A 15,106-nucleotide genomic window follows, 5' to 3' on the forward strand; every position below is an offset into this window, starting at 1 on the left:
ATGGCGCGGGTGAGCACTGACGCACTTCCCGAGCCCACGACCGAGAGCACCCGCAGGGTGCGCGAGGCATTGACCGCCGCGGGATTCACCGCCGACGGGCTTCTGGACCTCCTCGGCGCCCCCGCCTACGCGGCCCTCGCCCGCGGTGAGACCGTTCCGGCGCTGCGCGCCACCCGGGCCGGGGGTCCGCTCGCGACGCTGACCCGCCTCTTCCTGCTGCAGCAGGCCGTGCCGTACCGGAGCGCGCGTGCCGTGCTGCCCGTCGACGCGGTACTGGCCGACCGCTGGCTGGAGCGGGTGCCGGACCCGGCCGCGGCGGAGGGGACCGAGGAGGCGGTACGCGCGACCGTCGACGTGCGCCCCTACAGCGGCCCGGAGGGCCAGGACTGGTGGGTCGTCAGCGACAGCGGGTGTGCCGTCGGTGGCGCGGGCGGCGCGGGCGGTCCCGGGGAGAACGTGGTGCTGGGCGTCGGCGGCGCCTCCACCACGCTGGCCGGGATCATGGTGCCCACCCCGGTCGGCCGCGCGCTGGATCTGGGCACCGGGTCCGGGATCCAGGCGCTGCACGCCGGCCGGTTCGCCACGCAGGTCACCGCCACCGACCTCAATCCGCGGGCGCTGCGCTTCGCCCGGCTGACGCTCGCGCTGTCGGGTGCCGCCGAGCCGGAGCTGCGCGAGGGCTCACTGTTCGAGCCGGTGGCCGGCGAGGAGCCGTACGGTCTGATCGTCTCCAACCCGCCGTTCGTGATCTCCCCGGGCGCCCGGCTGACCTACCGCGACGGCGGCATGGCGGGCGACGACCTGTGCCGCCACCTCGTCGAGCAGGCCGCCCGCCAGCTGGCCCCGGGCGGCCACTGCCAGCTGCTGGCCAACTGGGAGCACCAGGAGGGTGCGGACTGGCGGGACCGCGTCCGGTCCTGGGTGCCGCCGGGGTGCGACGCCTGGATCGTGCAGCGGGAGGTGCAGGACGTCACCCAGTACGCGGAACTGTGGCTGCGCGACGCGGGGGACCACCGGGAGGGCGCGGCCGCGTACGCGGAGCGCTATGACGCCTGGCTGGACGAGTTCGCGGCACGCGGTACCAAGGCGGTCGGGTTCGGCTGGATCACGCTGCGGCGCACGGACGCCGAGTCCCCCTCGGTGTGTGCCGAGGAGTGGCCGCACCCGGTCGAGCAGCCGCTGGGCGAGGTGATCCGGACGTACTTCGAGCGTCAGGACTTCCTGCGCCGGACCGATGACGCGGCGCTGCTGGAGTACCGCTTCCTCCTCGCGGACGAGGTGGTCCAGGAGCAGGTCGGGGCGCCGGGCGCGGAGGATCCGGAGTACGTGGTGCTGCGGCAGAACCGGGGGATGCGGCGGGCGACGACGGTGGACACGGTCGGCGCCGGGTTCGCCGGGGTGTGCGACGGGACGCTGACCGCGGGCCGCATCCTGGACGCCATCGGCCAGCTGCTGGGTGAGGATCCGGCCGAGCTGCGGGCGCGCACACCGGAGTCGATCAGACTCCTGGTCGAACAGGGGTTCCTGATCCCGGTGCTGGACTGACACCCCCGCGGGACGGGCGCCGGACCGCCGGGGAGCCGGGCCTCGGGAATCAGGAGCCGGGGGCCGGGAGCCGGGCTCGCCGACGCCGGTTCCCGCTCCGCCGCCGCAGCGGCCCGCCGGGGTCAGAGCAGGTTCCGGGCCACGGTCCAGGCCACGGCGGCGCTCAGTACGGCCACCTTGCCGCGGGTGCTCATGCGCGGGGCCCAGCGCCGACCGCGCAGCCCCTCGGACAGCCAGCGGCCGGAGAGGCAGACGGCGACGGGCAGGCCGACGGTGAGCAGCGCGGCGTTGTCGTGCAGGGCCGCGGCGACATCGCCGTGCATCAGGTCGTAGACCATCCGCGTGCCGCCGCAGGCGGGGCAGAGCAGTCCGGTGGCCCAGTTGAAGGGGCAGCGGGGCAGCAGATTGCCGGAGGTGTGCGGGTCGGTGCCCCACAGGTAGCAGGCGCCCGCGAGGCCGGCCGCCGCCGTGGCGAGCGGCGGGGTGGCCGGGTGGGAGAGGACGGCGCGGAGTCGGCCCACGGCAGCAGGGACGTTGGTGATCGCCATGTGGCCAGTGCCTCCCCTCGTGTCGCGTCGCCCTCTCCCGGAGCGTTCGGCAGCCTCAGCCACGCAGGATGCGGCCGTCGCTGTCGGTGCGGCTGTCGCTGGTCAGGAAGATGATGCCGTCGACCAGCGACCAGATGCCCAGGCCCCCGCAGGTGAAGAGCTGGGCTATGCCCATGCCCACGTGGCCGGTGTAGAACCGGCCGATGCCCAGGCCGCCGATGAAGAGCTGGAGCACCCCCGCGACGATCTTGGACTTGTCGGAGAGCGGACGTCCGTACGGGTCGTAACCGTACGGAGCGTTCGGGTCTCCGGTGTACTGGCCGGGCATGGCGCCCATCGGCTGCTGCTGCGGGTAGCCGTACGCCGGCTGGCCGGGCTGGCCGGGCGGCTGGTTGTAAGGGTTCTGTCCCGGCTGCTGGGGATAGCCGTAGCCGGGCTGATTCGGGTCGGACACAAGACCTCCGAGGTCGAGCGGTACCTGGTGATGTGCCCCGGACATGTTGCCAGAGCCGTCGAGCGGCGGGACGGCTGGTTGTCGGGTTACCGTTCGAGTGGCGTTGCCGACTTTTCCCGTTTGACATGGGGGCGGGAGGTACCGTCACACTCCGCAGCGATAGCGCTGCGGAGTGATTCCTCGCAACCGACCGGAGAGAAGAGCAGAAGTTGTCCCCGACCCACGAGACAGCAAATGGTGGGCGCCGACTTGTGATCGTCGAGTCGCCTGCCAAGGCCAAGACGATCAAGGGCTATCTCGGCCCTGGCTACGTTGTCGAGGCCAGTGTCGGGCACATCCGCGACCTTCCTGGCGGTGCGGCCGAGGTTCCCGCGAAGTACAAGGGCGAGCCCTGGGCCCGCCTCGGCGTCAACGTCGATCACGATTTCGAGCCGCTGTACGTCGTCAACAGCGACAAGAAGGACCAGGTCAAAAAGCTCAAGGAGCTGCTGGCCGAGTCCGACGAACTGCTGCTCGCCACTGACGAGGACCGCGAGGGCGAGGCCATCGCCTGGCATCTGCAGCAGGTGCTCAAGCCCAAGGTCCCGGTCAAGCGGATGGTCTTCCACGAGATCACCAAGGACGCCATCCAGAATGCCGTCCGCAATCCCCGCGACCTCAACCAGCGGCTGGTCGACGCGCAGGAGACCCGCCGCATCCTGGACCGGCTGTACGGGTACGAGGTCTCGCCCGTGCTGTGGAAGAAGGTCATGCCGCGGCTGTCGGCGGGCCGGGTCCAGTCCGTGGCCACCCGGCTGGTGGTGGAGCGGGAGCGGGAGCGCATGGCGTTCCGGTCCGCCGAGTACTGGGACCTGACCGGCACGTTCGCGACGGGGCAGGCGGGGGATGCCTCGGCGCCGACGGGCTCGGGTGCGGGTTCCGGCACGGGCGCCGCGGGTGACCCGGCGACCTTCGGGGCGCGGCTGACCACGGTCGACGGGCGCCGTGTCGCCCAGGGCCGGGACTTCGGTCCGGACGGCCGGCTCAAGGACCAGTCCGCCGTCCTCCATCTGGACGAGGAGGGCGCCCGCTCGCTGGCGGCAGCCCTGGAGAACACCGAGTTCGCCGTCCGGTCGGTCGAGTCCAAGCCCTACCGCCGCTCGCCCTACGCTCCCTTCCGTACGACGACCCTCCAGCAGGAGGCGAGCCGCAAGCTCGGGTTCGGCGCCAAGTCGACCATGCAGGTGGCGCAGAAGCTGTACGAGAACGGCTTCATCACCTACATGCGTACGGACTCCACCACGCTCTCCGACACGGCCGTCTCGGCCGCCCGCTCCCAGGTCACCCAGCTCTACGGGGCCGACTACCTGCCGGACAGGCCGCGCACCTACGCGGGCAAGGTCAAGAACGCGCAGGAGGCCCACGAGGCGATCCGCCCCTCGGGCGACCGGTTCCGCACGCCTGCGGAAACGGGCCTGACCGGCGACCAGTTCAAGCTCTACGAGCTGATCTGGAAGCGGACCGTCGCCTCCCAGATGAAGGACGCGGTCGGGCAGTCGGTGACGGTGAAGGTCGGCGGCCGGTCGGCGGACGGCCGGGACGCCGAGTTCAGCGCCACGGGCAAGGTCATCACCTTCCACGGCTTCCTCAAGGCGTATGTGGAGGGAGCCGACGACCCCAACGCGGAACTGGACGACCGGGAGCGCCGGCTGCCGCAGGTCGCCGAGGGCGACCCGCTGCGCGCCCAGGAGATGTCCGTCGACGGCCACGCGACCAAGCCCCCGGCCCGCTACACCGAGGCCACGCTGGTCAAGGAGCTGGAAGAACGCGAGATCGGGCGCCCCTCCACCTACGCGTCGATCATCAGCACCATCCTGGACCGGCGTTACGTCTTCAAGAAGGGCACCGCGCTGGTGCCGTCCTTCCTGAGCTTCGCCGTGGTCGGGCTGCTGGAGAAGCACTTCGGCCGGCTGGTGGACTACGACTTCACCGCCCGGATGGAGGACGACCTCGACCGCATCGCCGCGGGCAGCGCGGAGGCCGTGCCGTGGCTGCGGCGCTTCTACTTCGGTGAGGGCGGGGAGGAGACCGGTGCGGCCGCCACGGCGGGCAACGGCGACGGCGACCACCTCGGCGGCCTCAAGGAACTCGTCTCCGACCTCGGCGCCATCGACGCCAAGGGCGTGTCCTCGTTCCCCGTCGGCGAGGGCATCATGCTCCGCGTCGGACGGTACGGCCCCTATGTGGAAGCGCCCAGCCCGCAGGAGGGCGAGCCGGGCCAGCGTGCCGACGTCCCGGACGACCTGCCGCCGGACGAGCTGACCGTCGACTACGCCAAGGAACTGCTGGCCAAGCCCAGCGGCGACTTCGAGCTCGGGACCGACCCGGAGACCGGCCGCCCGATCGTGGCACGGGACGGCCGCTACGGGCCGTATGTGACCGAGGTGCTGCCCGAGGGCACGCCGAAGACGGGCAAGAACGCGGTCAAGCCGCGGACGGCTTCGCTGTTCCGGTCGATGTCGCTGGACACCATCACGCTGCAGGACGCGCTCAAGCTGCTGTCGCTGCCGCGGGTCGTCGGAGTGGACCCCGAGTCCGGCAACGAGATCACCGCGCAGAACGGGCGCTACGGCCCCTATCTGAAGAAGGGCACCGACTCCCGCTCGCTGGAGAGCGAGGAGCAGATCTTCGGCATCACGCTGGAGCAGGCGCTGGAGATCTACTCCAAGCCCAAGCAGCGCGGCAGGGCCGCGGCGAAGCCGCCGCTCAAGGAGCTGGGGACCGATCCGGAGACGGAGCGTCCCGTGGTGGTCAAGGACGGCCGGTTCGGGCCGTATGTGACGGACGGCGAGACCAACGCGACCCTGCGGCGGGACGACGACGTCGAGACCATCACCGCCGAGCGGGGCTTCGAGCTGCTGTCCGAGAAGCGGGCCAAGGGCCCCGCCAAGAAGAAGGCGCCCGCGAAGAAGGCAGCCGCGAAGAAGACGGCGGCGAAGAAGGCGCCTGCCAAGAAGACCGCGGCCAAGAAGACGGCGGCGAAGAAGACCGCCACCAAGACGGCTGCCAAGACCGCCACCAAGACCGCCGCCAAGGCGCCCGCGAAGTCCGCGAAGAAGACGGCCGGCAAGAGCACCGCGAAGAAGACGGCCGCCGAGAAGTCCACGGAGGAGTGAGCCGGCCCGGCGCCGCTCTCCGCTCGGCTCGGCGGCTGCTCCCGGAGCCGTCCCGGAGGGCGGCCCGCGCGACGCCGCCGCACCGTGGCACAGCGCGGACCCCGGGCCCCGGGTCCGCGACGCCGTGCCCCAGGGTCCGCGACGCCGGGCCAGGACGCGGGGAGGTCCGGCTGCCGGGACGTCGGGCTGCCGGGACGGGACCGGGGAGCGCGCGCCGCGCCGGTGCGGTGATGCAGCGGTTGCGGAGCTGTAGCACACAGATGTTCGGGTACGGATCCGGGCGCCGACTCCCTCCCTATACGCTGGCGGGATGAAGTCTTCGCCCCCAACTGCCCCGGACGACGCCCTCGCAGCGGAATCCCGCGAGGGTGCCGTGACCGCGCTGCTGCGTTTCCCCCCGCTGCGGCGGCTGTGGACCGCGCAGTTCACCAGTGGGATCGGCGACATGCTGGGCCTCCTGGTGCTGCTGCTGCTGGCGATGCAGGCGGCGGCCGTGCGCGGCGTGGCGGGAGACCCGGTCTTCGGCGGCGGATACCGCGGAATGGCACTGGTCGTGGCCACGGTCTTCGGGCTGCGGCTGCTGTCCACGCTGCTGTTCGGCGCCGTCCTGCTGGGCCCGGTCTCCGCGCTGGTCAGCGGAGTCAAGGAGCACCGCGGGACGAGAAGCGGAACGCGGACCGGAACGGACTCCGGGACGAACCCCGCACCGCACGCCGATGCGGATCCCGGCGCCGACCCCGAAGCGGACGCCGGGAGGAGCGGTGACCCGGCCCGCGACGCCGGGACCGGCAGCGGCACCGGGTCCGGCGCCGGGAAGAAGATCCTGGACCGGCGGTGGACCCTGTTCGGCGCCGACGCACTGCGCGTCGCCGCACTGATCATCGCACCGCTGTGGGTCGACTGGACGCCCGGCAGCGCGTTCGCCGTCGTGCTCATCACCGTCTTCGTGACGGGTGTCGCCGAGCGGGTCTCCACCGTGACCAGGGACAGCGCGGCCCCCGCACTGCTGCCGGCCGCGCCGCCCGAGGGCACGGCCCTGCGGCCGCTGCCGGACCACGGCGAGGCGCTGCGCCGCCTGTGGCTGCGCTCCGGCTTCGTGGCGCTGCCCGTCGCGGCGGCGGGACTCGTCGTCGTCACCCTGCTCAGCAATCTGCTCGCCACGGGGGTCGACTGGTTCGGCTCGCACCAGGCCGCGCTCGCCTCGTACGTGGCGGCCGGCCTGTTCGCCGCGGCGGCCGCCGTCGGGTACTTCCTCGAACTGCCCGACGGGCAGACCCCGCGCCCCCGTTCCCCGCTGGAGGGCCTGCGCCGGCCCCGGACGGCGGACGGCGGCTCCGACAAGGGGCGCACGGGAGCCGTGCCGCTCCTCGTCGTCGCCGGTGGCGCCGTGGGCGGAGCCATCGCCTCGGCAGTCGCCCTCGCCCCGCTGCAGGCCGCCGACCTGGGCGGCGGCCCCGTCGCCTTCGGGCTGCTCGCGCTGATGCTGACCGGCGGCACCGTCGCCGGGATCCGGCTGGCGCCGCACACGGTGCCGTCCCTCTCCCGGCGCCGGCTGCTCGCGCTCGTCACCGGGCTGACCGGCATCCTGCTGCTGGCCGCCGGACTGGTGCCCGACACCGCGACCGTCATCGCGCTGGCACTGCTGGCCGGGCTCGGCGGCGGCATCGCGGCCAACACCCTGCACACCCTGCTCGACCAGGAGACCGAGGAAGCCCGCCGCGCCCGGACGACCGAGCACCTCCAGGCGGTCGTCCGGCTGTCGCTGGCCGTGGGCGCGATCGTGGCGCCCGTGCTGGCCGCGTTCATCGGCCCGCACCGGGTGGAGAACGGTTCGTTCGTCTTCGACCACGGCGGTGCCTCGTTCACGCTGATGCTGGTCGGCGCGCTGCTGCTGCCCGTCGGGGCGATCCTGCTGGGCCGCACCGACGACCGGCAGGGCGTGCCGCTGCGACGCGATCTGGTGGCGGCGTTCGGCGGCGGTCGCCCCCGGCAGACCCCGGCCGGAAGCGGATTCTTCCTGGTCCTGGAGGGCGGCGACGGCGCGGGCAAGACCACGCAGGTGGACGCGCTCGCCGACTGGATCCGGGCCAAGGGCCACGAGGTCGTCGTCACCAAGGAGCCCGGCTCCACCCCGGTCGGCAAGCGGCTGCGTTCGATCCTGCTGGACATCTCCTCGGCCGGGCTCTCGCACCGCGCCGAGGCCCTGCTGTACGCCGCCGACCGCGCCGAGCACGTGGACACGGTCGTCCGCCCCGCGCTGGAGCGCGGCGCCGTGGTCATCTCGGACCGCTACGTCGACTCCTCCGTCGCCTACCAGGGCGCGGGCCGCGACCTGTCCCCCGCGGAGATCGCCCGGATCAACCGCTGGGCGACCGACGGACTGGTGCCGCACCTGACCGTGCTGCTCGACGTCGCGCCCGAGACCGCCCGCGAGCGCTTCACGGAGGCGCCGGACCGGCTGGAGTCCGAGCCGGTCGAGTTCCACCAGCGGGTCCGGTCCGGTTTCCTCACCCTCGCGGCCGCCGACCCGGCCCGCTATCTGGTCGTCGACGCCGGGCAGGAGCCCGAGAACGTCACCACCGCCGTCCGGCACCGGCTCGACCAGGTGCTGCCGCTCTCCGAGGCCGAGAAGAAGGCCCAGGAAGAGGCACGCAAGCGGGCCGAGGAAGAAGCGCGGCGGCGTGCCGAGGAGGAGGCCCGCCGCAAGGCGGAGGAGGAGCGCAAGGAGCGCGAGCGCCAGGAGCAGTTGGAGAAGCTCCGCCGCGAGGAGGAGGAGCGCAAGCGCCGCGAAGCGGAACTGGCGCGCCAGCGCGAGGAGGCCCGCCGGGCGGAGGAGGCCCGGAAGCAGGCCGAGGAGGCCCGCCGGATCGCCGAGGAGGAACGCGAGCGGCGCGAGGCCGAGCAGCGGGCCCACGAGGAGGAGCAGGAGCGGCTGCGCAAGCGGGCCGAGGAGGAGAAGCGGCTCCGGGCCGAGGCCGAGGAACGTCGCCTGGAGCGGCAGCGCAAGGCCGAGGAAGCCCTGCTGAAGGCCGAGCAGGCGCGGGCCGCCGCGGCAGCCGAGGCCAAGGCCAAGGCCGAGGCGGACGCGGAGGCGGAGGCCGCGGAGCGGGCGCGACGCGAGAAGGCCGCCGCGCACGCCGCGCAGTCCGCCGAGGCACCGGGTGCCGACTCCGGTTCCGGCGCCGATGCGGCATCCGGGGCTTCCGCTTCCGGTACGCCGGCTTCCGGGGACCGCGCACCGGACGGCGCCGAGGCGGACACCGCGCAGATTCCGCAGGTGGGCTCGCGGGACGAGAGCGCCGGTCCGGACGCGGAGGACACCACGCAGTTGCCGCGCCCCGGCAGCGGCCCGTCCGACGACGAGACGACCGTGCTGCCCCGGGTCGCCGACGCGCCCGGCGGGCAGAACGGCGAGGGGGCGGACAGCGACGCGACGACGGTGCTGCCCCGGGTCCCCGAGTCCCAGGACGCGGGCGAGACGGCCGTCCTCCCGCAGGTGGACCCCCGGGAGCGGTACGCGGACGCGGATTCCGCCTCCGGTTCCGGTTCCGCCTCCGGTTCGGACGACGCCGAGGACCGTACCCGGGAGCTGCCCCAGGTCGACGAGGGGGAGCGCCCCCGCCCCTCCTGGGCGGAGGACACCCCCATGGACGACGTCCCCACGCTGGCGGACGAACTGCTGGGCCCGCACGACTCGCAGGACGACGAGGACCGCCGCCGTCGCTGACGGCGGACGGCACGTCGACGGAGGGCGTGACGGCTGACGCCGGACGACTGGCCGACGGGCCCTGGCCGGTCGGCCCGGCCGCCGGCCGCTGAGGGCGTCGGAGGGCCGTCGTCCGGCTGGCCGCGCCGTCGACGGCTCCGGCCGGGTGCACGCAGCACCCGGACGTCACCCCCGGCCCGGCCCTCGGGGGCCGTCCCGCCCCGCCCCCGGCATCCGGCGGACCCGACTGTCACCGGCATCCGCGACAATGGTCCCCATGGCGGTGTGGGACGACCTGGTGGGCCAGGACAGGGCAGCGAAGCAGCTCGCCGCTGCCGCGGGGGACGCGGACGCGTATGTGACGGCGGAGGCCGCGGCGCGCGGCTCCGCGGACCTGTCCGGTTCCGCGATGACCCACGCCTGGCTCTTCACGGGACCTCCCGGTGCGGGCCGCGAGCAGGCGGCCCGCGCGTTCGCGGCGGCCCTCCAGTGCGTCAGCCCGGACCGTGCGCTGGGCGGCAGCCCGGGATGCGGCTTCTGCGAGGGCTGCCATACGACGATGGTCGGCACCCACGCGGATGTCGAGATCGTCCGCACCGATCTGCTGACCATCGGCGTGAAGGAGACGCGTGCGCTGGTGCGCGGGGCGCAGATGTCCCCGTCGGGCGGCCGCTGGCAGGTGATCGTCCTGGAGGACGCCCACCGCCTGACCGAGGGCGCCGGCAATGTGCTGCTGAAGGCCGTCGAGGAACCGGCGCCGCGCACGGTGTGGCTGCTGTGCGCGCCGTCCACCGAGGACGTCCTCCCCACCATCCGGTCCCGCTGCCGGCATCTGGCGCTGCGCACGCCCCCGGTCGACGCGGTGGCGGACCTGCTGGTGCGGCGGGACGGGATCGCGCCGGAGACGGCCGCGTCCGCGGCGCGAGCCACCCAGGGGCACATCGGCCATGCGCTGCGGCTGGCCACCGACGAGCGGGCCCGCGCCAGACGGCAGGCGGTGCTCAAGCTGCCGTCCCGGGTCGACGACGTGGGCAGTGCGCTGCGGGCCGCGCAGGAGCTGATCGACGCCGCGACGGAGGACGCCAAGCAGGTCGCCGAGGAGCTGGACGCCAAGGAGACCGAGGAACTGCGGGCGGCTCTCGGCGCGGCGGAGGGCAAGCGGCTGCCGCGCGGCACGGCGGGGGCGATGAAGGAACTGGAGGACAAACAGAAGCGCCGCTCCACCCGCACCCAGCGCGACTCGCTCGACCTCGCGCTCACCGACCTCACGACGTTCTACCGCGACGTGCTGGCCCGCCAGTTGGGTTCGTCCGTCGCCCTGGCGCACGACGACGCGGCCGGGACGATCGGTCAACTCGCCGCGACGTCCCGCCCGGAGCAGACACTGCGCCGGATCGAGGCGATCCTGGAGTGCCGCCGGATGCTGGACCGCAATGTCGCCCCGCTGCTGGCGGTCGAAGCGATGGCGATGGCGCTGCGCGCCGGCTGACCCCGTGTCCGAAGCGGCCCCGGCGGCGACTGGCGGCCTGTCAGGGTCCCCGGTCACCGGACGACCGCGGCCCACCGGACAGCCGGGTGAGCGGCGCGAGCCGATCGGTACGACCGGAACGGCGGCCCGGCGGGCCGACCGGGGGCGGCGCCGACCGGCGGACTGACGCGCCACAGCGCCCCCGCGGGCGACGGGCCGGTGTTCGGCTGGGTACGCTCCCAGCACGTGCCGCCGCCGGAGGGATGCCCCATGAGTCAGCCACCCGCCTCCCGTATCCGCTACGGGGGCGAGTCCCGCGGCCGTTCCGGGGGCCGGTCCCGCGGCCGTCTCGGGAGCGCCGCGGTCCTCATGGCCACGGCGCTGCTGCTCTCCGGCTGCTCGGACGACGACTCGTCCGAGCCGGGCACCGACCCCTCGGCGAAGGGCACCCACGCGGGCGCCGACGCCTCCCCGCTCGAACCGCTGCCCGCGAAGATCCCCGACGAGCTGCGCCCGTACTACGAGCAGAAGCTGTCCTGGCACGACTGCGGCCCGGCCCAGTTCGAATGCGCCACGCTGCGGGTGCCGCTGGACTACGACAAGCCGGGCGACGACCCCGCCGACGACGCGGCGACCGCGGGCCTGGCGGTGACCCGCACCAAGCAGCAGCGCGGCAAGAAGCCGCCGGAGGGCGGTTCGCTCCAGGTCAACCCCGGCGGCCCGGGCGGTTCGGCGATCGAGTACGTGCAGCAGTCGGTGGCCCTGGCCTATCCGCAGCAGGTGCGGGAGCACTACACGCTGGTCGGCATGGACCCGCGGGGCGTCGGCCGCAGCGAGCCCGTCGAATGCCTCGGCGACAAGCAGATGGACGCCTACACCCGGGTCGACCAGACGCCGGACGACGCCTCCGAGACCGACGCGCTCACCGCCGCGTACGAGAAGTTCGCCAAGGGGTGCGAGAAGCGCACCGGCAAGCTCCTCGGCCATGTCTCGACGGTCGAGGCGGCCCGGGACATGGACGTACTGCGCGGCGTGCTCGGCGACCGCAAGCTCAACTACGTCGGCGCCTCCTACGGCACCTACCTCGGCGCCACCTACGCGGGGCTGTTCCCGGAGCGCTCCGGGCGGCTCGTGCTGGACGGCGCGATGGACCCCTCCCTCTCGGCACGCCGCATCAACCGCGAGCAGACGGCGGGCTTCGACACGGCGTTCAAGGCCTTCGCGCGCGACTGCGTGAAGATGTCCGACTGCCCGCTGGGCACCGACGGCGTCCAGCAGGCCGGTGAGAAGCTCAGCGCGCTCTTCGCCCGCGTGGACCGCGACCCCCTCAAGACCGACGACCCGGCGCGCACCCTCACCGAGTCCTTGGCCACCACGGGTGTGATCCGCGCCATGTACGACGAGGGCTCCTGGCCGGTGCTGCGCGAGGCCCTGACGGCGGCGGGCAAGGGCGACGGCGCACCGCTGCTGGCGCTCTCCGACGACTACTTCGAGCGCGGCCCCGACGGTGAGTACAGCAACATCATGTACGCCAACCCGGCCGTGAACTGCCTCGACCTGCCCCCGGCCTTCTCCGACGCCGCCGCGGCCCGCAAGGCCCTCCCCTCCTTCGAGAAGGCCAGCCCGGTCTTCGGCCGCGGCTTCGCGTGGGCGGCGCTGAACTGCGCCGAGTGGCCGGTCGAGCCGACGGGCGCCCCGCACCGCATCGCCGCGAAGGGCGCCGACCCGATCGTGGTCGTCGGCACCACCCGCGACCCGGCCACCCCCTACCGCTGGGCCCAGGGCCTGGCCGGCCAGCTCTCCTCGGCCCGCCTCCTCACCTACAAGGGCGACGGCCACACCGCCTACCTCCGCGGCAGCGACTGCGTCGACAAGGCCGTCGACGCCTACCTGCTGCAGGGCAAGCCCCCCGAGGACGGCACCACCTGCGGCTAACGCGGCCACCCCCGTCCCGACCACCCCCGCAAACCCTGTAGACTTATCGCCGCAGCGGCCCCCAGACTGGCCGCACGCACTGCCGCCTTAGCTCAGTCGGCCAGAGCGACGCACTCGTAATGCGTAGGTCAGGGGTTCGACTCCCCTAGGCGGCTCCACATGGAACCCCAGGTCAGATGGATTCTGACCTGGGGTTTTGTGGTTCAGGGAATACGACGGTGACGTTTCGTCCGCTCCGCGCGGGTCCGCCCGATCTCAGTTTTGGTCTCAGGCGGGGTGCACCCTGTGAGAGCGCGAGGCCGATCGTTTACCAGCAGGATCCCTCCGATGTACCGCCCTGCGTCCATGAATTGATGTCCCTCGGTGCGCGGGCCAGGGGGCGGACGTTGCGCTCAGGGTGCGGCGACGGCCTCCGCTCGCCACCGGGGTTGCTCTGCGGGCGTCGGCTGCGCCAGGCCGGGGCGGCGGTCAACAGGGTGAGGACCGCGGTGCGGATCTGCTCGGCGACCGCTTCGGGGGTGGCCGCGTCGAATGTGCCGTCGAGGTGCAGGAACGCCAGGCCGTGCACGAGTGTCCACACCGAGGTCCACGACGCCTCCGGATCGGCCTCGGGGAACGTCCGGCGGGCGATGTCGCGGACGTATGCGGCGATGGTCGCGGTCGCGGCGACCCGCTCCTCGTTGTCGGGGTCGCAGGGCTCGGCGAACATCGCTCGGAATGGAGCCGGGTGGTCGAGTGCGAAGCGGACGTAGGCGACGGCCACCGACGCGATTTCCTCGGGGGACGTGGGGGAGGGGTGGGCGGCGGCGAGGTGCGCGGCGACTTCGCGGTATCTCTCGGCGGCCACCGCGGAGACGAGCGTCTCCCGTTCCGGGAAGCGGCGGCAGGGGACGGTCGGCGAGACGCCCGCGCCGTGCGACGGCCCGCATCGACAGGGCGGCGCTGCCGTCCTCCTCCAGCAGCTCTCGCGCGGCGCGCAGGCGGGACAGGAGCACGGACGCGGGCACGGACCCCGACGACGAGCTGGGTCGTGTGACCAGTACGCGTCAGGCTGGGGCGGGCGGCGGCCCCGGGGGAGGCGACGAACCAGGGGCGCACAGCCTCCCGGGCGCGCCGCCCGCCCGGCGCCGGGTCGTGACACGGGTTGCGCCTCGCGGGTGAGGCGCGACGATGAGAAGAGGGGGATATGCGCCGTTCTGTCCGACAGGTGCGGGATGGCGCGCGTAGGACATCGTGCACGTCGGAGCACGTACCCGGGACAGGGAGCAGCCATGACCGAGACGCCGCAGCCCGCCGCCCCCTACCTCGAACCCGCCGCACGGGAGTTGACCGAGGCGACCGATCCGCATCCGCGGATCTACGAGGTCCCTCCGGAGCAGGGGCGCCAGATCCTGCTCGACCTCCAGAGCGACACCAGCGTGGCCCGCCCGGATGTGGACGAGGAGTGGGTCGAGGTGGACGCCGGGCAGTGGGGCACGGTCCGCACCCGCATCATCCGGCCCAAGGGGACGAGTGGGCCGCTGCCGGTGGTGTTCTACATCCACGGTGCCGGATGGGTCTTCGGCGACGACCGGACCCACGACCGGCTCTTCCGTGAGCTCACCGTGGGGGCGGGCGCCGCGGGAGTCTTCCCCGTCTACGACCGGGCGCCGGAGGCGAAGTACCCCACCCAGGTGGAGCAGAATTACGCCGTGGGCCAGTGGGTCCTGGCGCACGGCGCGGAGCACGGTCTGGACACCTCGCGCATCGCGGTCACCGGCGAGTCGGTGGGCGGCTGCATGGCGACCGTGTTCGCGCTGATGAACAAGGAGCGCGGCGGGATCGATCTCAAGGCGCAGGTTCTGCTCTACCCCGTCGCCGACGCCGACTTCGACACGCCTTCCTACCGTCAGTTCGCCGAGGGCTACTACCTCACCCGGGACGGGATGAAGTGGTTCTGGGACGCCTACACCGCCGACCCCGGCCAGCGTGCCGAGGTGTACGCCGCTCCGCTCCGGGCGTCCCTGGAGCAGTTGCGGGGGCTGCCCACCACGCTGGTGATCACCGACGAGGCGGATGTGCTGCGTGATGAGGGCGAGCGGTACGCGGGCAGGCTGCGGGAGGCCGGCGTGGACGTCACCTCGGTGCGGGTGGCGGGCATGGTGCACGACTTCCTGTTGCTGGACAGTCTGCGCGACACGCGTGCCGCCAACGTCGCCCGGAAGCTCGCCGTCGACGCTCTCGAGGCGGCTCTGCACGGTTCCTGACCCGGGCGCTCCCCGCCGTCCGTCTCCGCGCCGCCTCCCGCCGATCGCC

General features: G+C 73.4%; 8 protein-coding genes, 1 tRNA gene and 1 pseudogene. 7 read left to right on the top strand and 3 right to left on the bottom strand.

Annotated elements, in window-relative coordinates:
* Positions 1-1,545, top strand: a complete 1,545-nt coding sequence (locus tag A949_RS0108470; RefSeq protein WP_051019428.1) for a DUF7059 domain-containing protein — start codon at positions 1-3, stop codon at positions 1,543-1,545.
* Positions 1,546-1,667: 122 nt separating this feature from the next.
* Here A949_RS0108470 and A949_RS0108475 read toward each other — a convergent pair whose 3' ends face one another.
* Together A949_RS0108475 and A949_RS0108480 are read right to left on the bottom strand one after the other, a co-directional pair.
* Positions 1,668-2,093, bottom strand: a complete 426-nt coding sequence (locus A949_RS0108475) for a DUF2752 domain-containing protein (protein ID WP_019355575.1) — start codon at positions 2,091-2,093, stop codon at positions 1,668-1,670.
* A gap of 55 nt (positions 2,094-2,148) precedes the next feature.
* Positions 2,149-2,547, bottom strand: a complete 399-nt coding sequence (locus A949_RS0108480) for a TM2 domain-containing protein (RefSeq protein ID WP_019355576.1) — start codon at positions 2,545-2,547, stop codon at positions 2,149-2,151.
* Between the two features lie 209 nt (positions 2,548-2,756).
* Here A949_RS0108480 and topA point away from each other — a divergent pair, with 209 nt between their 5' ends.
* From topA to A949_RS0108505, 5 genes are all read left to right on the top strand, one after another.
* Positions 2,757-5,702, top strand: coding sequence for a type I DNA topoisomerase (topA, locus tag A949_RS0108485; RefSeq protein ID WP_026004456.1), 2,946 nt, complete (start codon positions 2,757-2,759; stop codon positions 5,700-5,702).
* A gap of 310 nt (positions 5,703-6,012) precedes the next feature.
* A complete protein-coding gene (gene tmk, locus A949_RS0108490; RefSeq protein ID WP_237735774.1) occupies positions 6,013-9,429 on the top strand; it encodes a dTMP kinase in 3,417 nt (1,138 codons plus the stop codon).
* Positions 9,430-9,685: 256 nt separating this feature from the next.
* Entirely contained in the window at positions 9,686-10,897 is a 1,212-nt protein-coding gene (locus A949_RS0108495; protein ID WP_019355579.1) for a DNA polymerase III subunit delta', read from the top strand.
* A gap of 249 nt (positions 10,898-11,146) precedes the next feature.
* Positions 11,147-12,811: an alpha/beta hydrolase gene (locus A949_RS0108500; RefSeq protein WP_037706025.1), complete on the top strand. Its 1,665-nt coding sequence runs from the start codon at positions 11,147-11,149 to the stop codon at positions 12,809-12,811.
* An 81-nt stretch (positions 12,812-12,892) separates the two neighbouring features.
* Positions 12,893-12,969: transfer RNA gene (locus A949_RS0108505), tRNA-Thr, on the top strand.
* A gap of 287 nt (positions 12,970-13,256) precedes the next feature.
* Here A949_RS0108505 and A949_RS32875 read toward each other — a convergent pair.
* A pseudogene (locus A949_RS32875) lies at positions 13,257-13,818 on the bottom strand (TetR/AcrR family transcriptional regulator); the annotation flags it as partial.
* A gap of 264 nt (positions 13,819-14,082) precedes the next feature.
* Between A949_RS32875 and A949_RS0108515 the strand changes: the two are divergent.
* A complete protein-coding gene (locus A949_RS0108515; protein ID WP_019355582.1) occupies positions 14,083-15,057 on the top strand; it encodes an alpha/beta hydrolase in 975 nt (324 codons plus the stop codon).
* Positions 15,058-15,106 lie beyond the last annotated feature (49 nt).

Source organism: Streptomyces sp. AA1529, assembly GCF_000280905.1.
Taxonomy (GTDB): domain Bacteria; phylum Actinomycetota; class Actinomycetes; order Streptomycetales; family Streptomycetaceae; genus Streptomyces.